At 60.7% G+C, this 19557-nt stretch carries 17 protein-coding genes; 9 read left to right on the top strand and 8 right to left on the bottom strand.

What is annotated here, in order from left to right; genetic code table 11:
- The first annotated feature begins 433 nt into the window (after positions 1-433).
- Positions 434-649 (top strand): ribosome modulation factor, encoded by a 216-nt coding sequence (rmf, locus tag AB4O16_RS25890; RefSeq protein WP_003223300.1) that lies wholly within the window; start codon positions 434-436, stop codon positions 647-649.
- 279 nt (positions 650-928) lie between these two features.
- On the opposite strand, the gene AB4O16_RS25885 is transcribed toward rmf, so the two are convergent.
- Positions 929-1948, bottom strand: coding sequence for a quinone-dependent dihydroorotate dehydrogenase (locus AB4O16_RS25885; protein WP_460156152.1), 1020 nt, complete (start codon positions 1946-1948; stop codon positions 929-931).
- A 228-nt stretch (positions 1949-2176) separates the two neighbouring features.
- On the opposite strand from AB4O16_RS25885, the gene AB4O16_RS25880 reads away from it, so the two are divergent.
- The 8 genes from AB4O16_RS25880 to cobA all read left to right on the top strand — a co-directional run bounded on the left by AB4O16_RS25880 (position 2177) and on the right by cobA (position 13753).
- The gene (locus tag AB4O16_RS25880; RefSeq protein ID WP_460156151.1) at positions 2177-3388 is read left to right on the top strand and encodes a CmpA/NrtA family ABC transporter substrate-binding protein; all 1212 of its coding nucleotides are present in this window, start codon (positions 2177-2179) and stop codon (positions 3386-3388) included.
- A gap of 15 nt (positions 3389-3403) precedes the next feature.
- Positions 3404-3979, top strand: a complete 576-nt coding sequence (locus tag AB4O16_RS25875) for an ANTAR domain-containing response regulator (protein ID WP_460156150.1) — start codon at positions 3404-3406, stop codon at positions 3977-3979.
- A 336-nt stretch (positions 3980-4315) separates the two neighbouring features.
- Positions 4316-5527, top strand: coding sequence for a nitrate/nitrite transporter (locus AB4O16_RS25870; RefSeq protein WP_160387396.1), 1212 nt, complete (start codon positions 4316-4318; stop codon positions 5525-5527).
- Positions 5528-5534: 7 nt separating this feature from the next.
- A complete protein-coding gene (locus AB4O16_RS25865) occupies positions 5535-7202 on the top strand; it encodes a bifunctional protein-serine/threonine kinase/phosphatase (protein ID WP_160387398.1) in 1668 nt (555 codons plus the stop codon).
- Between the two features lie 291 nt (positions 7203-7493).
- Positions 7494-9947, top strand: coding sequence for a nitrite reductase large subunit NirB (gene nirB, locus AB4O16_RS25860; RefSeq protein WP_150715730.1), 2454 nt, complete (start codon positions 7494-7496; stop codon positions 9945-9947).
- Positions 9944-10261, top strand: coding sequence for a nitrite reductase small subunit NirD (gene nirD / locus AB4O16_RS25855; RefSeq protein WP_160387400.1), 318 nt, complete (start codon positions 9944-9946; stop codon positions 10259-10261). The genes nirB and nirD overlap by 4 nt, the downstream gene beginning before the upstream one ends.
- Complete coding sequence (locus AB4O16_RS25850; RefSeq protein WP_460156149.1) at positions 10261-12978, top strand: nitrate reductase; 2718 nt, start codon at positions 10261-10263, stop codon at positions 12976-12978. The genes nirD and AB4O16_RS25850 overlap by 1 nt, the downstream gene beginning before the upstream one ends.
- A 10-nt stretch (positions 12979-12988) precedes the next feature.
- Positions 12989-13753 carry a uroporphyrinogen-III C-methyltransferase gene (gene cobA / locus AB4O16_RS25845; RefSeq protein WP_160387404.1) on the top strand — a complete coding sequence of 255 codons (765 nt, stop codon included), beginning with the start codon at positions 12989-12991 and terminating at the stop codon, positions 13751-13753.
- 65 nt (positions 13754-13818) lie between these two features.
- Here cobA and AB4O16_RS25840 read toward each other — a convergent pair whose 3' ends face one another.
- From AB4O16_RS25840 to AB4O16_RS25810, 7 genes are all read right to left on the bottom strand, one after another.
- The gene (locus tag AB4O16_RS25840; RefSeq protein ID WP_160387406.1) at positions 13819-14850 is read right to left on the bottom strand and encodes an OmpA family protein; all 1032 of its coding nucleotides are present in this window, start codon (positions 14848-14850) and stop codon (positions 13819-13821) included.
- Positions 14851-14957: 107 nt separating this feature from the next.
- Positions 14958-15548 carry an RNA polymerase sigma factor SigX gene (gene sigX, locus AB4O16_RS25835; RefSeq protein ID WP_015096065.1) on the bottom strand — a complete coding sequence of 197 codons (591 nt, stop codon included), beginning with the start codon at positions 15546-15548 and terminating at the stop codon, positions 14958-14960.
- A gap of 90 nt (positions 15549-15638) precedes the next feature.
- Positions 15639-16463, bottom strand: a complete 825-nt coding sequence (locus AB4O16_RS25830; protein WP_007916401.1) for a mechanosensitive ion channel family protein — start codon at positions 16461-16463, stop codon at positions 15639-15641.
- Positions 16464-16465: 2 nt separating this feature from the next.
- Positions 16466-16714, bottom strand: coding sequence for a hypothetical protein (locus AB4O16_RS25825; protein ID WP_007971509.1), 249 nt, complete (start codon positions 16712-16714; stop codon positions 16466-16468).
- Positions 16715-16776: 62 nt separating this feature from the next.
- A complete protein-coding gene (locus tag AB4O16_RS25820; protein WP_160387408.1) occupies positions 16777-17772 on the bottom strand; it encodes a zinc transporter ZntB in 996 nt (331 codons plus the stop codon).
- 26 nt (positions 17773-17798) lie between these two features.
- On the bottom strand, positions 17799-18287 hold the full coding sequence (gene rraA, locus AB4O16_RS25815) for a ribonuclease E activity regulator RraA (protein ID WP_172435379.1): 489 nt from the start codon (positions 18285-18287) through the stop codon (positions 17799-17801).
- Between the two features lie 140 nt (positions 18288-18427).
- Entirely contained in the window at positions 18428-19417 is a 990-nt protein-coding gene (locus AB4O16_RS25810; protein ID WP_460156148.1) for an alpha/beta fold hydrolase, read from the bottom strand.
- Positions 19418-19557 lie beyond the last annotated feature (140 nt).

Genomic DNA, 19557 nt, shown 5'->3' with positions numbered 1-19557 from the left:
GGTGTGCCGTTCCACCCCTGCTGCCCGGGTCAAATGAGCTTAGATGCAAGGACAGATAAAAAAGTTGATGCAATAAAATGACATAAGTCGACCCTTCGTCGAATAGTGCATCCCGGCAACGGGAGCCATTCTCACTAAAGGATTAAACCCATCATCCAGCGCAGGGCCGATCATACCGGGGTTTGGCTAATAAATACGCAACAAACACTCTGTTACTTATGGTCTTAGCACATGAACAGTTACTTCCTTATGACAAAACGATCATTCCCTCGATGTGACGCATTGGTTAGAACTCAACTCAGGTTGGCGCCGCAATGACGTCAACACCTTGGCTCGTCACGCCGGCAACGAGCCCCCAACGGCAGAGTTTTTCTGCCAGACCTCAATAGAGGTCGACGCGATAAATACAGTCAACAAGTGAGGGCAACACCCTATGAGAAGACTTAAGCGTGATCCGTTGGAAAGAGCATTTTTGCGCGGATATCAATATGGCGTTGGTGGCAAATCCCGTGAGCTTTGCCCATTTACTCTACCGTCGGTACGTCAAGCCTGGATCAACGGCTGGCGAGAAGGACGCGGCGACAACTGGGACGGTATGACCGGCACTGCGGGAATCCACAGACTCAACGAACTTCACGCCGTCGGCTAATTACAGGGCACAACACTCCGACACGACAATTTGATTTTGTACTGAATTAACCATGCGTGTCCCATCCGGACCGCGGGCTCCGGCCCAGGGGCTCCTTCAAGGAGCCCTTTTTTATGCCTGCTCAAAATCAGCGGCAAACCTTTGTGGCGAGGGGGCTTGCCCCCGTTGGGCTGCGAAGCGGCCCCAAAACCAAACAACTCGGTATGCCAGGAAAAACACGACTGCTTCGCAGCCGAACGGGGGCAAGCCCCCTCGCCACAAAAAGCCCCCAAGCAGTCTTCAGCGCAGGGCCGCGATGGCGTCTACCGACTCACGAATCAGCGCCGGGCCTTTGTAGATGAAGCCCGAGTAGATCTGCACCAGGCTCGCGCCCGCGGTGATTTTCTCCGCCGCGTGCTTGCCTTCAGTGATGCCGCCGGCAGCGATGATCGGCAGGCGACCACCCAGCTCAGATGCCAGTACTGACACAGTGTGGGTGCTCTTGTCGCGAACCGGTGCACCGGACAAGCCACCCGCCTCGTCACCATGCTCCATGCCTTCGACGCCGATGCGGCTCAGGGTGGTGTTGGTGGCAATGACCGCATCCATTCCGGTTTCGATCAGCGCTTGCGCGACCTGGGCGGTTTCTTCGTCGCTCATGTCCGGTGCGATCTTGATCGCCAGCGGCACATGCTTGCCATGACGCAAGGCCAGTTCCGCACGGCGCTCGGCCAGGTCGGCCAGCAACTGCTTGAGCGAGTCGCCGAATTGCAGGCTACGCAGGCCCGGCGTGTTCGGCGAACTGACGTTGACCGTCACGTAGCTGGCGTGGGCGTAAACCTTGTCCAGGCAGATCAGGTAGTCATCCACGGCACGCTCGACCGGCGTATCGAAGTTCTTGCCGATGTTGATGCCCAGCACGCCCTTGTACTTGGCCGCCGCCACGCGGGCCAGCAGGTGATCGACGCCGAGGTTGTTGAAGCCCATGCGATTGATGATCGCCTCGGCTTCCGGCAAGCGGAACAGGCGTGGCTTCGGGTTGCCCGGCTGCGGACGCGGGGTGATGGTGCCGATTTCGACAAAACCGAAACCCAGTTGGGCAAAACCATCGATGGCCGCGCCGTTCTTGTCCAGGCCGGCGGCCAGACCCACCGGGTTCGGGAAGTCCAGGCCCATGACATTCACCGGCACCTTCGCCGGGGCCTTGCACAGCAAGCCGTTGAGCCCAAGACGTCCACCTGCGCCGATCAGGTCCAGGGACAGATCGTGGGAGGTTTCCGGGGAGAGTTTGAACAACAGCTGACGGGCCAGGGTGTACATGGGCGGAATTGACTCGATTGGCGGCGAATTGAGCCGGCGATTATAGCCGGGCAACGGGGTGGCAAGCGAGGCATGCGATCAAAACAACAGTTGATGGCATATGCCTTGCACCACTCCAGGCACCAGCACCCATGCCAATGACGGAATGTGTGCAAAGACAATGGCGTCGTCCCGGGCCTGCTCGTGCTTGGCCCCGGGACGACGTTTTTTTTGCAAGGTGAACGCACGATGAACGAACCGTCAGCCGGCCCTCTGGCCTGGGTCAATGGCAGCGATGCCCCGGAAAAAACCGAAATCAACCTCGGTTTCATGGCCTTGAGCGACTGCGCCTCGGTCGTGGTCGCCGCCACCCAGGGCTTCGCCCAACCCTATGGCCTGACGCTGAACCTCAAGCGCCAGGCGTCCTGGGCCAACCTGCGGGACAAGCTGGTCAGCGGCGAACTCGATGCCGCCCATAGCCTCTATGGCCTGATCTACGCCGTTCACCTGGGCATCGGTGGCGTGGCCGCGACCGACATGGCGGTGTTGATGGGCCTGAATCAGAACGGTCAGAGCATCAATCTGTCCCGCGGCTTGCAGACGCAGGGTGTGACCAGTCCTGAAGCATTGGATCGGCACGTGCACCAAACTCGCCCAAAACTCACCTTCGCTCAGACTTTTCCTACGGGCACCCACGCCATGTGGCTGTATTACTGGCTGGCCAGCCAGGGCATTCACCCTCTACTGGATGTCGACAGCGTGGTGGTGCCGCCGCCGCAAATGGTCGCGCACCTGCGGGCCGGACGAATCGACGGCTTTTGCGTCGGCGAACCCTGGTCCGCCAGCGCCGTGCAGCAGGATCTCGGCTTTACCCTGGCCACCACCCAGAACATCTGGCCCGACCACCCGGAAAAGGTCCTCGGCTGCACCCGCGCGTTCGTCGAGCAATACCCCAATACCGCCCGGGCACTGGTGATGGCGGTTCTGGAGGCCAGCCGCTTCATCGAGGCAAGCACCGAGAATCGCCGCAGTACCGCACAATTGCTCAGTGCCGCGCAGTATCTGGACGCGCCGCTGGACTGCATCGCACCGCGCCTGCTGGGCGAATATGCCGACGGACTCGGCCACTGCTGGCAAGACCCGCACGCCCTGCGTTTGCACGGCAATGGCGAGGTCAACCTGCCGTACCTGTCCGACGGCATGTGGTTCATGACCCAGTTCCGCCGCTGGGGTCTGTTGCGCGAGGACCCGGACTATCTCGCGGTGGCCCGGCAGGTCCAGCAACTGGACCTCTACCGTCAGGCCGCCAGTGCCGTCGGCGTCGTGTCGCCCGCCGGGGAGATGCGCAGCAGCCAGTTGATCGACGGCAAGATCTGGGACGGCTCGGACCCCGCCGGTTATGCCCGCGGTTTCAAACTGCACGCGATGAGCGACAGCGCCCATCGATCCGCCAGCCGCTGACAGGAGACCACGAACATGCTGCGTATCCTGCTGATCAACGACACCGCGAAAAAAGTCGGACGCCTGAAGGCCGCCCTGACCGAGGCCGGATTCGAGGTGATCGACGAGTCCGGCCTGACCATCGACCTGCCCGAACGCGTCGAAACGGTGCGTCCGGACGTGATCCTGATCGATACCGAGTCACCGGGTCGCGATGTCATGGAACAAGTGGTGCTGGTGACTCGCGACCAACCACGACCGATCGTGATGTTCACCGACGAACACGACCCCGTTGTAATGCGCCAGGCGATCAAGTCCGGGGTCAGTGCCTACATCGTCGAAGGCATTCACGCACAGCGCCTGCAGCCGATTCTCGATGTGGCCATGGCGCGCTTCGAAAGCGACCAGGCCTTGCGTGCCCAACTGCACGCCCGCGACCAGCAACTGGCCGAGCGCAAGCGCATCGAACTGGCCAAGGGGCTGCTGATGAAAATGAAGGACTGCAACGAGGAAGATGCCTACACCCTGATGCGCCGCCAGGCGATGAGCCGACAGCAGAAGCTGATTCAGGTGGCGGAGCAGATCATTGCCATGAGCGAGTTGCTCGGCTGACACATCGCATCGCCTGTCAGGGCCCCATCGCGGGCAAGCCCGCTCCCACAGGTTTTGTGGACACCAACTATCCCTGTGGGAGCGGGCTTGCCCGCGATGGGCCACGACTCGGTCTCGGTTGTTGGCACAGATCTCGCTAAGTAATCGCCACAGGTAACCAACGGCGGTTGCCCCACCTACGACAAAGACGTCGCTCATCTCATTTGCCCTTGGCGAATCGGGTGGCGGCGTTTTTTCGTTTTGGCCCCACAGCACGGGGCCGGTGGTGCGGCCGTAGCGGCGCCCCACCTGCAAGCTCATGACTCCTTCCGAGACTCTTCACAGCTGAGGTGCGCGATGAATTCAAGCTTCTGGAAATCCGGCCATACCCCCACTTTGTTCGCAGCGTTCCTCTATTTCGACCTGAGCTTCATGGTCTGGTATCTGCTCGGACCCTTGGCGGTACAGATCGCCGCCGACCTGCACCTGACGACACAGCAACGCGGGATGGTAGTGGCCACGCCCATTCTGGCCGGGGCGGTCTTGCGTTTCGCCATGGGGATGCTGGCTGATCGCCTGTCACCAAAAACCGCCGGCCTGATCGGCCAGGTCATCGTCATTTGCGCGCTGTTCGGCGCCTGGAAACTCGGCATCCACAGCTACGAGCAAGCCTTGCTGCTGGGGCTGTTCCTCGGCATGGCCGGCGCTTCCTTTGCCGTCGCCCTGCCCCTGGCCTCGCAGTGGTATCCGCCGCAGCATCAAGGCAAGGCCATGGGCATCGCCGGCGCGGGGAATTCGGGAACGGTACTCGCCGCCCTGATCGCCCCGGTGCTGGCGGCGGCGTTTGGCTGGAGCAACGTGTTCGGCTTCGCCCTGATTCCGTTGATCCTGACCTTGATCGTCTTCGCCTGGCTGGCCAAAAACGCCCCCGAGCGGCCCAAAGCCAAATCCATGGCCGACTATTTCAAGGCCCTTGGCGATCGTGACAGCTGGTGGTTCATGTTTTTCTACAGCGTCACCTTCGGCGGTTTCATCGGCCTGGCCAGCGCCCTGCCCGGTTATTTCAACGACCAGTACGGCCTGAGCCCGGTGACTGCCGGCTACTACACCGCCGCCTGCGTGTTTGGCGGCAGCCTGATGCGCCCCCTGGGCGGTGCGCTGGCTGACCGGTTCGGCGGGATTCGCACCTTGCTGGCGATGTACACGGTCGCGGCGATCTGCATTACCGCGGTCGGTTTCAACCTGCCGAATTCCTACGCCGCCCTCGCACTTTTCGTCTGCACCATGCTCGGTCTCGGTGCAGGCAATGGCGCGGTATTCCAGTTGGTGCCGCAGCGTTTTCGCCGGGAAATCGGCGTAATGACCGGCCTGATCGGCATGGCCGGTGGCATCGGTGGGTTTGCCCTCGCGGCCGGCATGGGTGCGATCAAGCAAAGCACCGGCAGCTATCAGCTGGCGCTGTGGTTGTTCGCCAGCCTCGGCGTTCTTGCCTGGTTTGGTCTGCACGGCGTGAAACGGCGCTGGAGAACCACCTGGGGTTCGGCCGCCGTAACGGCTGCGCGGGTCTGACGTCTCGATGAGCCTGCAACTGAGTTTCGCCGAAGCCAGCGCCATCGGTCCTCGCGAGGAAAACCAGGACGCCCTGCGCCTGGTCACACCGGCCCCGGTGCTGGCGGCGAGCAAAGGTTATCTGTTCGCCATCGCCGACGGTGTCAGCCAGTGCGCCGATGGCGGCCTGGCGGCCCGTTCGACGCTGCAGGCGCTCGCGCTGGACTACTACGCCACGCCGGAAACCTGGAGCGCGGCGCAGGCGCTCGATCGCCTGTTGCTGGCGCAAAATCGCTGGTTGCAGGCCAATGGCGGCGGACAACCGCTGCTGACCACCCTCAGTGCGCTGGTCCTGCGCGGCCGGCGGTTTACCCTGGCGCATGTCGGCGATTGCCGGGTGTACCGCTGGCACGCCGATCGATTGCAGCGAATCAGCGAAGATCACGTCTGGGATCAGCCGGGCATGCAGCATGTGCTGAAACGGGCGCTGGGGCTCGATCAACACCTGGTGCTGGACTTTCTCGACGGCGAGCTACGCCTCGATGAAAGCTTCGTCCTGCTCAGCGACGGCGTCTGGGCGGTGCTGGGCGATACCGCGATTGCCGCGATCCTGCGCGATCAACCGGACTTGCACAGCGCCGCGCAAACCCTGGTCAATGCCGCGCACCTGGCGGGCAGTCAGGACAACGCCAGTGCCTTGCTGGTACGGGTTGACGCCCTCGGTGAGGCGAGCATTGGCGATGCGTTGATGCACTTGCAGCAATGGCCACTGCCGCCAGCCCTGAAACCGGGTCAGGCGTTCGAAGGCTGGCAGGTCGAAGGGATCGTCGCCCAGAGCCAGCAATCACTGCTTTACCGTGTTCGCGACCATCAGCAACGCGCCTGGCTGTTGAAAACCCTGCCGGGACGCCTGCACGACGACCCCCAGGCCGGGCAAGCATTACTGTCGGAAGAATGGTTCCTCAAACGCGTGGCCGGCCGCCATTTTCCTGAAGTGCATGCCGCCAGTCAGCGTCAGCATTTGTACTACGTGATGCGTGAATATTCGGGCACTACGCTGGCCCGGCGACATGAACAGAGTGGACCGCTGCCGCTGCCCCAGTGGCAAGACATCGCCGAGCGCTTGCTGCGAGCGGTCGGCCTGTTGCATCGACGGCAGATCCTGCATCGCGACATCAAACCGGAAAACCTGTTGCTGGGGGACGACGGTGAATTGCGCCTGCTGGATTTCGGCCTCGCCTACTGCCCCGGTCTTTCGCAGGATCTGCCCTGGGCCCTGCCAGGGACACCCAGTTACATCGCCCCAGAAGCCTTTCGGGGCGATGTGCCGACGCCACGGCAGGACCTTTACGCCGTCGGAGTGACCTTGTACTTCCTGCTCACCGGGCACTATCCCTATGGCGAAATCGAAGCGTTCCAGCGCCCCCGATTTGGCCTCCCGGTCAGCGCCAGCCGCTACCGGCCCGACCTGCCGGACTGGATCGCCCATCACCTGGAGCGTGCCGTGGCGGCAGCCCCCGAGCAGCGTTTCGAAACGGCGGAAGAATGGCTGCTGCTGATCGAACAGGGTGAACGGCGCAGCTTGAACGTGCGCCCCAAACCGTTGCTGGAGCGCGAGCCGCTGAAAGTCTGGCGGACATTGGCGCTGATATCGCTGCTGGCCAACCTGGCGTTGCTGGTGGTGGCGCTCCATTAGCGGGCAACGCGCTTTGAATCGGTGCATTTGCTCTGGGTTCTGCCCTTGCCGACGCAAAGAAAGCCATTAAACACGGGCCCTCGCGCAAGTTGGCATAACCACTGCATTACCTCTTTCAACAGACATAAAGCGCAGGCTTCAACGACGAAGGCTGCACTTCCCGAGAGAACGGGACCAGGACAAAGGCGTCCTCGCTAGGCAACTAGCGGGACGCCTTTTTTTGTTTGCGCAAAATTTCTCGAGCATGGCCTGAACCCTGATGAGGCAGGCCTGAGCTCCCCGGAGAACCTGATGAAAAAACTAAAACTGGTGATGATCGGCAACGGCATGGCTGGGGTCCGGACCCTGGAAGAGCTGCTCAAACTGAGCTCGGAGCTGTACGACATCACGGTCTTCGGTGCCGAACCGCACACCAACTACAACCGCATCCTGTTGTCGCCGGTGCTGGCGGGTGAACAGACCTTCGAAGAGATCGTGCTCAACGATCTGGACTGGTACCTGGACAACAACATCAAACTGCTGCTCAACCGCAAAGTCGTGGAAATCGACCGGGTCAAGCGCCGGGTCATTGCCGAAGACGGCAGCGAAGCCGAATACGATCGCCTGCTGATCGCCACAGGCTCTACGCCCTTCATCCTGCCCATTCCGGGCAACACCCTTGAAGGCGTGATCGGCTACCGCGACATCGCCGACACCCAGGCCATGATCGACACCGCGAAAACCCACCGCCACGCCGTGGTGATCGGTGGCGGCCTGCTCGGTCTGGAGGCCGCCAACGGCCTGATGCTGCGGGGCATGCACGTCACCGTAGTGCACATCGGCGAATGGTTGCTGGAGCGCCAACTGGACAAGACCAGCGGCCAGCTGCTGCAAACCGCCCTGGAGGCTCGCGGCCTGCACTTTCGCCTGTGCGAGCAGACCCAGGCCTTGCACGACGCAGGCAACGGCCGGGTCGGTTCGGTGCAATTCAAGAACGGCGACATCATTCCCGCTGACCTGGTGGTGATGGCCGCCGGCATTCGCCCCAATACCGAACTGGCGGAAAAATCCGGCATTCCGTGCAACCGCGGAATCCTGGTCAACGACACCCTGCAAACCTACGACCCGCGGATCTATGCCATCGGTGAATGCGCCAGCCACCGGGGCATCGCCTATGGCCTGGTGGCGCCGCTGTTCGAACAGGCCAAGGTCTGCGCCAATCACCTCGCACAACTGGGCTTCGCCCGCTATCAGGGCTCGGTGACCTCGACCAAGCTGAAAGTCACCGGCATCGATCTGTTCTCCGCCGGCGATTTCATGGGCGGTGAAGGCACGGAAACCATCACCCTCTCCGACCCGATCGGCGGGGTCTACAAAAAACTGGTGATCAAGGATGACGTGCTGGTCGGCGCCTGCCTGTACGGCGATACGGCAGATGGTGGCTGGTATTTCCGGCAGATCCGTGAAAACCACGCCATCAGTGAGATCCGCGATCACTTGATGTTTGGTGAAAACGCCTTGGGCGACGTAGGACATCAGGGCCAGGACAAAGCCATGAGCATGGCCGACACGGCCGAAGTCTGCGGCTGCAACGGCGTGTGCAAAGGCACCATCGTCAAGGCGATCCAGGAACACGGCCTGTTCAGTGTCGACGACGTCAAGAAACACACCAAGGCCGCCAGCTCCTGCGGTTCTTGCGCCGGGCTCGTCGAACAGATCCTGATCAACACCGTGGGCGGCGCCGCCGACGTCAAACCGAAAAGCGAAAAGGCCATCTGCGGCTGCAGCGACCTCAACCACGGGCAAATCCGCCAGGCCATCCGCGAGCAGCACCTGCTGACCATCGCCGGCACCATGAGCTACCTGAACTGGCGCACCCCCAACGGCTGCGCCACCTGCCGGCCGGCGCTCAACTACTACCTGATTTCCACGTGGCCGGGGGAAGCCAAGGACGATCCGCAATCGCGCCTGATCAACGAACGCGCCCACGCCAACATTCAGAAAGACGGCACCTACTCGGTAGTCCCGCGGATGTGGGGCGGCGTGACCAATCCTTCGGAACTGCGGCGCATTGCCGACGTCGCCGACAAGTACAACGTGCCGATGGTCAAGGTCACCGGTGGCCAGCGCATCGACTTGCTGGGCATCCGCAAGCAAGACCTGCCGGGGGTATGGAAGGACCTGGACATGCCGTCCGGCCACGCCTACGGCAAATCCATCCGCACGGTGAAAACCTGCGTCGGCAGCGAGTTCTGCCGCTTCGGCACGCAAAATTCCACACAGCTGGGCATCGAGCTGGAGCATGACCTGTTCAACATGTGGTCACCGCACAAGGTGAAACTGGCTGTCTCCGGTTGCCCGCGCAACTGCTCGGAAGCGGGCATCAAGGATGTGGGAATCATCGGCGTGGACTCCGGCTGGGAGATGTACATCGGTGGCAACGGCGGGATCAAGACCGAGGTCGCGGAATTTTTCGTCAAACTGAAAACCGCCGAAGAAGTGCGCGAATACAACGGTGCATTCCTGCAGCTGTACCGCGAAGAAGCCTTTTACCTCGAGCGCACCGTGCACTACCTGCAACGGGTCGGCATGGACCACATCAAGAAAGCCGTGCTTGAGGACCCGGAGCGTCGCAAAGCGCTTAACGATCGCCTGCAATTCTCCCTGTCGTTCGAACAGGACCCGTGGAAGGAACGCCTGGAACAGCCACAGCTGAAAAAAGAATTCGACGTCATCCCCGTGAAAAACCTGGAGGTGCTGGCATGAACTGGCTGGATATCTGCGCACTGGAAGAGATCAATGCCCTGGGCTCGCGGATCATCACCGGGCCCAAGGGTGACATCGCGATTTTTCGTACCAGCGACGACGAAGTCTTCGCCCTCGACGACCGTTGCCCGCACAAGGGCGGACCGCTGTCCCAAGGCCTGATCTACGGCAAACGGGTGGCCTGCCCGCTGCATAACTGGCAAATCGATCTGGCAAGCGGCGAAGCCCAGGCCCCGGACATTGGCTGTGCCCACCACCATCAGACCCGGGTGGAAAATGGCCGGGTCCTGCTCGCCCTGCGGGATGCAGGCTGATGGACCGCCAGATCACCGCGTCCACTTGCTGTTACTGCGGGGTCGGCTGCGGCGTGCTGATCGAGCATGACGGTTCACGCATCCTCGGCGTCAGCGGCGATCCGGCGCACCCGGCCAATTTCGGCAAGCTGTGCAGCAAGGGTTCGACCCTGCACCTGACCGGTGACCTGACGGCGCGGGCGCTGTACCCCGAATTGCGCCTCGGCAAAGACCTGGCCCGGGGCCGCACCGACTGGGATACCGCCCTCGATCATGCTGCCAGCGTCTTTGCCGCGACCATCGCCGAACACGGCCCCGACAGCGTGGCGTTCTACATTTCCGGGCAACTGTTGACTGAGGACTACTACGCCTTCAACAAGCTGGCACGCGCCCTGGTGGGTACCAACAACATCGACAGCAATTCGCGGCTGTGCATGTCCTCGGCAGTGGTCGGCTACAAGCGCAGCCTGGGTGCCGACGCCCCGCCCTGCAGTTACGAAGACCTGGAGTCGAGCGATTGCGTGATGATCGTCGGCAGCAACATGGCCTACGCCCACCCGGTGCTGTTTCGCCGGCTGGAAGAAGCCCGGTCGCGCCGGCCGCAGATGAAGGTCATCGTCATTGACCCACGCCGTACCGACACCTGCGATCTGGCCGACCTGCACCTGGCGATCTTGCCTGGCACCGATGTCGCCCTGTTCCATGGGATTTTGCATCTGCTGCTGTGGGAAGACTGGATCGATCGCGACTTCATCAAGGCCCACACCGAAGGCCTGGCCGAGCTGAAAAGCCTGGTGCGGGACTACACGCCGCAAATGGTCTCGCAGCTCTGCGGAATCAGCGTCGGGCAATTGCAGCAATGTGCCGAGTGGGTCGGCACTTCCCCAAGCTTTCTGTCGCTGTGGTGCATGGGGCTCAATCAGTCCACCGCCGGCAGCGCTAAAAACAGTGCACTGATCAACCTTCACCTGGCCACCGGGCAGATTGGTCGCCCCGGCGCCGGACCTTTCTCGCTGACCGGTCAGCCAAACGCCATGGGCGGGCGCGAAACCGGCAGTTTGTCCAATCTGCTGCCCGGCCATCGTGACGCCGCCAATGCGCAACACCGTGCAGAGGTGGCGTCCTACTGGGGCGTCGAGCAACTGCCGGAAAATCCCGGGCTCTCGGCGATCGAGCTGTTCGAGCAAGTGCGCAGCGGCAAGATCAAGGCGCTGTGGATCGCCTGCACCAATCCCGCGCAATCCATGCCGGACCAGACAGTCGTGCGCGCTGCCTTGCAGGACTGTCCGTTCGTGGTGTTGCAGGAAGCCTTTCGCACCACTGAAACCGCGAAGTTTGCCGACCTCCTGCTGCCCGCGGCCAGCTGGGGAGAAAAGGAAGGCTGCGTGACCAACTCCGAGCGGCGCATTTCCCACGTACGCCAGGCAGTCGTCGCACCGGGTGAGGCGCGGCCGGACTGGGCAATTACCGTAGATTTCGCACAACGCCTGGAGAAATACCTGCGTCCCGGCCAAGCCAGCCTGTTTGAATTTGATAATCCGGCTCAGGTCTTTGATGAATACAAACAGCTGACTCAAGGTCGCGACCTCGATCTGTCCGGTATCAGCCATGCGCTGATCGATCGTCTTGGCCCGCAGCAGTGGCCCTTCCCTGCGGGCGCCGTTGAAGGCACGGCGCGGCTGTACGTCGACGGGGTATTTGCCACGGCCAACGGGCGCGCGCAGTTCGTGGCCGATCCGTATCGCGCCGCCAAGGAACAACGCGATGCGCGCTTCCCGCTGACCCTGATCACCGGCCGCCTGCGCGATCAATGGCACGGCATGAGCCGCACCGGCACCGCCGCGCAATTGTTCGGTCATGTCAGCGAAGCGCAGGTGAGCCTGCACCCGGACGAATTGCGCCGCCATCGCTTGCAGCCCGGGGATCTGGTCAGCCTGAAAAGCCGGCGCGGCGCAGTCATCGTCACAGTCGCCAGCGATGACAGCGTGCGTCCGGGCCAGGCCTTTTTGCCCATGCATTGGGGCGACCGTTTCCTCAAGGGCGGGGTCAACAGCCTCACCTTGTCCGCCTTCGATCCATTGTCCAAACAGCCCGAACTCAAACACAGCGGTGTTCGCCTGGAGCCGGTGGATTTGCCATGGAAACTGTTCGCCCTGATCGAGGGCGATGTTCAACGGCATTTTGAGACGCTACGACCGCTCTGCGAGGCGTTTTCCTACGTCAGCCTCAGCCTTATTGGGCGTGAACGCCCTGCCCTGCTTGTACGGGCGGCTAATCCTTCCGCGCCTTCGGCAGAGTGGCTCAGCGAAATCGATCAAAGCCTGGCACTCAATGACGGCCCGGTGCTGGCTTACGACGACCCGCGACGCGCGATTGGCAAGCGGGTGCGCATCGAAAACGGCCGCATCACCGCGATCCGCCTGGCCGGCGAAACCCTTGCCCAACACTGGTTGCAGGGGCTGTGGCTCGAAGGTCGCGCAGACGAGCAACTGCGGCGCTGGTTGCTTGCGCCGCTGAGCGCACCACCGGGCAACCTCGACGCGCCTGTCAACGCCAACAAGATCCTGTGCAATTGCAAGAACGTCGGCCAGAAGGCGATCTGCGCCGGCATCGACCGCGGCCTGGACTTGCAGGAACTGAAGCAGGAACTGGGTTGCGGCACGCAATGCGGGTCCTGCGTTCCGGAAATAAAACGCCTGCTGGCTGCCAGGGCGCAGCCCATTACCGTCATCTCGTGAGGAAAACACTATGAGTGCAAAAGTCTGGCTGGTAGGTGCAGGCCCGGGGGATCCGGAGTTGCTCACGCTCAAGGCGGTACGTGCCATGCGCGAGGCTGATGTGGTGCTGATCGATGACCTGGTCAATGTCGCGATACTTGAGCACTGTCCACGGGCGCGAATCATCCCGGTGGGCAAGCGCGGCGGCTGCCGCTCCACCCCGCAAGCGTTCATCCATCGCCTGATGCTGCGTTATGCCCGGCAGGGCAAATGCGTGGCGCGGCTCAAGGGTGGCGATCCGTGCATTTTCGGCCGGGGCGGCGAAGAGGCGCAGTGGTTGCGTGAGCGCGGGATCGAAGTCGAGTTGGTCAATGGCATCACTGCCGGACTGGCAGGGGCAACACAGTGCGATATCCCGCTGACCTTGCGCGGTGTGGCCCGTGGCGTAACGCTGGTCACCGCTCACACCCAGGACGACAGCCAATTGAACTGGCAGGCGCTGGCTCAAGGCGGAACGACCCTGGTGATTTACATGGGAGTGGCCAAGCTCGGGGAAATCCGTGAACAGCTATTGGCTGGCGGCATGGCAATGGACACGCCCGTGGCCATGATTGAAAACGCGTCGCTGCCCCATCAGCGTGAATGTCGGAGCACACTCACGGCGATGGATGACGCTGCCTGCAGATTCCAGCTGAAAAGCCCTGCCATCCTGGTGATCGGTGCAGTGGCAGCCTGCGCGACTCAATCCCTGTGGGAGCCTGCGGTGCAGCGATCGGACGTGTCCGCTTTCGCCTGATTCAGCAAATCGCAGACAAAGAAAAGCCCGGCCTGAGCCGGGCTTTTCTCAAAGCTGCGAGCTAATTACTTAGCTTGAGCTTCAACCTGCGCTTCTACGCGACGGTTAACTGCACGGCCAGCGTCAGTTTTGTTGTCAGCAACTGGGCGGGATTCGCCGTAGCCAACAGACTGAACGCGGGACGATTCAACACCGTACTGGTTGGTCAGAACTTGCTTAACGGCGTTTGCACGACGCTCGGACAGTTTCTGGTTGTAAGCGTCAGGACCGACGGAGTCAGTGTGACCTTCAACAGTAGTGGTGGTGGATGGGTACTGCTTCATGAAGTCAGCCAGGTTCTTGATGTCGCCGTAGCTGTTAGGCTTGACTACCGACTTGTCGAAGTCGAACTTCACGTCCAGCTCAACACGAACAACTTCAGCAACTGCCGGGCAGCCATCAGCGTCAACAGTTACGTTGGCTGGGGTGTCTGGGCACTTGTCAACGTTGTCGCAAACGCCATCGTTGTCGCTGTCGGAGCAAACTTCCGGAGCTGGAACTGGAGCAGCGGCTGGCTTGCTGCCGCCACCGAAGTTCACACCGATACCGACGCTAGGAGCCCACTCGGTGTTGCCCTGGTCGATGTTGTACTGAGCTTCAACGCCAGCACGAGCGTAGAAGTTGTCGGTGAAGTACAGCTTGGCACCGCCGCCAACGTTGGCGAAGGTGGAACGGTTACGACCGTTCGAGCCGTTCTGGTCGATGCTCTGGTCGGAGAAACCGCCCGAGACGTAAGGACGCAGCATGTCGCCTGGGTTGTTGAAGTGGTACAGAGCGTCCAGAGCGGTGTTCGCGCCCTTAACGTTCTTGCCGTCGTTTGCTACGGCGTTGTGCACTTCGTCGTAGGCCAGACGCAGTTCAACGTCGTCTGTCAGGAAGTAACCGATCGAACCGCCCGGCAGGATGCCGTCGTTCTTGAAGTTACGGTCGCTATCGAAATATTGCTTCTTTGCGTAGCCTTCGATTTCAACTGCGCCTTGGCCCTGTGCCAGAGCGCCGATGGAAGTGGCGGCAATAAGAGAACCAATGGCCAAGCCCAAGGTGTTTTTCAGTTTCATCCGTTAAATCCCCATCTGGTGATTGTGAAGCAGTCCCGCAAACCGGGGGACAACTCGGCGGCAAGTCTATCAGAACTTGCCTACACGTAAGAGATATTTGCGCTGAACTAAGTTTCAGCAATGCCTGCAAATTTCTCACGCAATTTATCTAGAGCGCGTTTGTACCGCATTTTTGTTGCGCTCAAACCCATATGCATTATGTCTGCAATTTCCTGAAACTCCAGTTCTGCGACAAATCGTAGCACCAGAATTTCACGGTCAATCGGGTTCACATACACCAACCAGCGATCAAGTCCGCCTTTTTCCTCAGGTTTCGGCGTCTTTTCTTCGGACGCTTCCTCAAGGGGGTCAAGACTCAAAGCATCCATCAAGCGACGCTTTCGCCGTTCCTTTCGATACTGTGTGATGCACTCGTTGTACGTGATGCTATATAGCCATGTCTTGAACTTCGATTTGCCCTCGAAGTTCTTCAGGCCATACAGCACCTTCAACATGACCTCCTGACAGACATCGTCTGCGTCGCGATCGTTCCCGAGATATCGTGCGCACACGTTAAATAATGTTCGCTGGTAACGCCGCATCAGTTCTTCGTAGGCGCGTGTTACGTGAAACAGCTCGGTATGCGAGCGCGCGACCAACTCCTCATCAGAGAGCTCGCGGGGGTCGTAGCGCATGGATAGCGATTGAGCTTTATTCAAAACAAGTCGGGCCGACAGTCAGGTCAATATCCTCCGCAGCCAGCGTCAGCTGGCATTTTGCGGCGGCATACATTAGCAGGGTTTGCCGGGTTAGCGGCTACTCACATGCTGCTCAAGGAGGATCCGATTGGAAAGAGAGACTAGCTCACCCTCATCGGTCAGCAATGTGGTTTTAACCGTGCCGATCTCTTCGATCTGGCCTTCGACCTCGCCAACACGCACTTGTTGCCCAACCTGGTACAGCTCACGCACGTAGATTCCCGCAAGAATCTGGCCGGCAATTTCCCGGCTTCCCAACCCCATGGCCAGCGCTACCGCCAGACCAACGGTTATCAACACAATCACGATCACATGGTTGAGCAGGTCAGTCTTGACCTCCAACTGGCTGATCGCCACCGAAATGCTGATGATGATCACCAGGCCCTGGGCAATTCGTCCAAGCCCTGAAGCATAGTCCAGCCCCACGCCTTCTGCCGCTCCGCGCACCAGCCCGTTGGCCAGTTGCGCCAGCAAAACACCTACCAGCAACACCAGCGCCGCGCCGAATACCTTCGGCAAATACAACGCCAGCATGTCCAGCGTAGCTGAAACTCGCTCAAGTCCAAGGGATTCTGCGGCAGAAACAAGAAAAATAAGCAGAACGAACCAATAGACGATTTTGCCGATCAGGGTCGAAATAGGTACCTGCAACCCAGCGCGGGACATCAGCTTGGTCAGGCCGGTGCCGCCCATCAAGCGGTCAAGGCCCAGCTTGGCGAGCAATTTGGACAGCAGGGTGTCCAGCAGCTTGGCCACGACAAAACCCAACAGCAGCACAACCAGTGCGCCGAACAGGTTCGGAATGAAGTTCGCAACCTTGGTCCACAACGCAGTCATTGCAGTGACGAGGCTCTGTGTCCAGAGATCAAGTTCCATATTCAATCAGCCTTATCAGCAGTGCGGGCAGCAGGTTTACGAAGACGGGATACCGGCGAGACATGGGCCGATCCGTTGTTGAGGGCAATCATCAGTGCGGGCAACCAGCGGCCCAGGAGGCTGAACAAATCACCGGCGCCGACCTGGCGGTTGGCGGTTTTCAGTACACGCCCAAGGCACGCATCGTCGTCCCGGGTGGACGGTGAGGCATTGAGCATGTCGCGCAAAGACTGTTCAAACGGATCGTGCATACGCACCTCTCGTGATGTCTGTGGAAGACGCGGTCAGTTTTGCTCGGGTCACATGGTTCCCCTCAGACCCAGCGCAAACGTCGGTACAACCACCACTGCCCCAGCGCCACCGAGACCACCAAAAGGCAAGCGATCAGGAAACCGTACGGGCTCGCAGAGAATGGAATGCCACCGACGTTGATCCCCAAAAGCCCGGTCAGAAAACTCATTGGCAAAAAGATCCCGGTGATGACACCGAAGCGATACATCGTGCGACTCATGCGCAGGCTCAATCGCCGGTCTTCCGCCTCCAGCACAAGCCCCACGCGCTCCCGGGTCAACTCGAGCTCTTCCAGATAACGGGTCAGGCTGTTGTTCAATTCGTTCCAGTAATCGCCATCGTCCTCGACGAACCAAGGCAATTTGATCCGCGTCAGTTGACCGAAAATGTCCCGCTGCGGAGCGAGAAAACGCTTCAACGCAGCGGCCCGGCGACGGATCTGCAAAACCGATCCGTGCTCAGGAGTATACCGTTCGTCGGCATCGAGCTTTTCTTCCTCCACGTCGACCACTTCCGAGAGGTCGCTGACCAGATCCTGCACCTTGTTGGTGAGGTACTGCGCCATGCAAAGGATGAGTTCGGAGGCGGTTTTCGGCCCTTTGCCGTCGCCCAGTTGCACCAGCAACTCTTCAGTGGCGCGCAACGGACGCAAACGCAGGGAAATGACACGCTTGGCAGAGCCGAAGATCCGCACCGACACCATGTCTTCCGGCTCGGCGCCGGGGTTCAGATTGACCCCGCGCAAAAATAGCAGCAGTTCGCTGTCGGAAAGCTGTAGAAGGCGCGGACGGGTGTTTTCTTCGAGCAACAGGTCGCAGCTGAATTCGCTCAGACCGCTGGATTTGCGCAACCAGGTCTGGGTTTGCGGATGACTGCGATCCCAGTGCAGCCACAGGCTTTCATGGGCCTGCAGCTGCAAGTCGTCGAGTTCAGTCCGGGCAATCGAACGCGCGCCGCCTTTACCGTCAAGCACCAGGGCATGGACCAGCCCCCATTGCGCGTTTTCTTCCTCGAACATCCGCACTCCTTTAGTCGACCCGCGCTTTATTCAGGCATTTTCAGCGGGCTGGGCGAGATGATCACGCCGTTGTTGTCCGCATAGATGTAATGGCCCGGGTGGAAGGTCACGCCGGCGAAGGTCACGGCAACATTGAGATCGCCGATACCGCGCTTGTCGGTTTTCATCGGGTGGCTGGCCAGCGCCTGAACCCCCAGGTCGGTTTGCGCGATGACGTCGACGTCACGGATGCAACCGTAGATCACCAGGCCTTCCCAGCCATTCTTGGCGGCTTTCTCGGCAAGCATGTCACCCAGCAGCGCGCGGCGCAGGGAACCGCCGCCATCGACCACCAGGACCTTGCCATCGCCCTTGAGCTCGACCTGCTCCTTGACCAGCGAGTTGTCTTCGAAGCACTTGATGGTCACGATTTCGCCACCGAAGGAATCTCGGCCGCCGAAATTGCTGAACATCGGTTCCAGCACCTGCACCAGTTCCGGATAGGCATCGCACAGGTCAGGCGTGAGGTAATGGATCATCGAGAAACTCCTGTAAAGAGGAAGACAGCACGAACATCAGTGATGACTCGGTCACGCAAAGTGACCGGAACAGCTCAATGCGTCATATCTTAGCCGCAAGCCGATCAGAGCGAAATGCCCTTGTTAGAGCATCAGGCTCAAACCGCCGCGGCCAAATCGCCTTGCCCGCCCAACAACGGTGCCTGCTGATCCGCCAGCCAGCGGGTCACCAACGGCCAGACTTCGGTCTGCGCGGGTTTGCTGACGAGCATTTCAACGTGGCCGAAATTGTCGGTGAAACCCTGATCACGACCCAGATTGATAAATTGCTTGTGCTCGGAACCGAACTGCTCGAACAGTTTGCGACACGCCCACGCGGGATCCTGATGGTCACCCGCAGCGCTCACGGCGAGCACCGGCACCTTGACGTCGGCCAAACCCGCCCACCAGTCCTTGTCGGCATCGCCAAAGCGCCCGAACAGACCGTACCAGCGCATGCTTTCCAGGGCCAGGCCGATGGGCTCGTCCTCCGGGCCGCGCTTGAGCCTTGATCCGGACAATTGGGCAAAACGCTTGAGAATGAAGCGACCACCCCACTCCACCGGCGGGATCTTCAACGGCCAGTAGGTGCGACTGACCTGGGCACCAAAAAACGCCGCGGAAGCCACGACCGGTTCACCGATGTACTCGCCCCCCAGTGCCGCTGCCAGGGTGATACCGCCCAGTGAGTGACCGATCCAGTGCGGAACCTGCCCGCTCTGCTCACGCACGAACGCGCCAATGGCCGGCAGGTCATAACGAGCGTAGTCGGCGACGCGGTTCTTGCGGTAATCATGGTTACGCTGGGACAGGCCATGGCCGCGCATTTCCGCAATCCACACGTCGAACCCCAAGCGGGCCAGATAAGCGCCCAACCCCAGGCCCTTGGGAGAGAACCAGAACCGGCGATTGGAAAAGCTGCCATGCAGCAGGATCACCGGCACGCCACGGGAAGTCGGCTCATCGGCCATGCCGAGACGGGTCACAGCCAGTTCGACGGTGAAGTCGGGGCTGTTGCCGGGTTTCAATCGATACACATCTTCGCTCAGATCGCCGCGTCGTTCGGCGCTGATCAGGGCGACAGGAAATAGGTTGCTGCTGCTTTGCATAATCTCTTGCACAAAAAAGGGCGGCATCCGGAGGAGCCCGCCCTGCTTGAATCTCAAAAAGACCGCCCCCCCCTGTAGGAGCGAGCTTGCTCGCGATGGACTCCCAAACAACGCGTTTATCCAGGGAAAACACGTTATCG

The organism is Pseudomonas sp. S2_H10 (genome assembly GCF_054668285.1).
This window is presented reverse-complemented; position numbering and strand designations above follow the sequence as displayed.

Coding starts and splice junctions, on each gene's coding strand:
- rmf (WP_003223300.1), top strand. CDS start 434: ATGAGAAGACTTAAGCGTGATCCGTTGGAAAGAGCATTTTTGCGCGGA.
- AB4O16_RS25885 (WP_460156152.1), bottom strand. CDS start 1,948: ATGTACACCCTGGCCCGTCAGCTGTTGTTCAAACTCTCCCCGGAAACC.
- AB4O16_RS25880 (WP_460156151.1), top strand. CDS start 2,177: ATGAACGAACCGTCAGCCGGCCCTCTGGCCTGGGTCAATGGCAGCGAT.
- AB4O16_RS25875 (WP_460156150.1), top strand. CDS start 3,404: ATGCTGCGTATCCTGCTGATCAACGACACCGCGAAAAAAGTCGGACGC.
- AB4O16_RS25870 (WP_160387396.1), top strand. CDS start 4,316: ATGAATTCAAGCTTCTGGAAATCCGGCCATACCCCCACTTTGTTCGCA.
- AB4O16_RS25865 (WP_160387398.1), top strand. CDS start 5,535: ATGAGCCTGCAACTGAGTTTCGCCGAAGCCAGCGCCATCGGTCCTCGC.
- nirB (WP_150715730.1), top strand. CDS start 7,494: ATGAAAAAACTAAAACTGGTGATGATCGGCAACGGCATGGCTGGGGTC.
- nirD (WP_160387400.1), top strand. CDS start 9,944: ATGAACTGGCTGGATATCTGCGCACTGGAAGAGATCAATGCCCTGGGC.
- AB4O16_RS25850 (WP_460156149.1), top strand. CDS start 10,261: ATGGACCGCCAGATCACCGCGTCCACTTGCTGTTACTGCGGGGTCGGC.
- cobA (WP_160387404.1), top strand. CDS start 12,989: ATGAGTGCAAAAGTCTGGCTGGTAGGTGCAGGCCCGGGGGATCCGGAG.
- AB4O16_RS25840 (WP_160387406.1), bottom strand. CDS start 14,850: ATGAAACTGAAAAACACCTTGGGCTTGGCCATTGGTTCTCTTATTGCC.
- AB4O16_RS25830 (WP_007916401.1), bottom strand. CDS start 16,463: ATGGAACTTGATCTCTGGACACAGAGCCTCGTCACTGCAATGACTGCG.
- AB4O16_RS25825 (WP_007971509.1), bottom strand. CDS start 16,714: ATGCACGATCCGTTTGAACAGTCTTTGCGCGACATGCTCAATGCCTCA.
- AB4O16_RS25820 (WP_160387408.1), bottom strand. CDS start 17,772: ATGTTCGAGGAAGAAAACGCGCAATGGGGGCTGGTCCATGCCCTGGTG.
- AB4O16_RS25810 (WP_460156148.1), bottom strand. CDS start 19,417: ATGCAAAGCAGCAGCAACCTATTTCCTGTCGCCCTGATCAGCGCCGAA.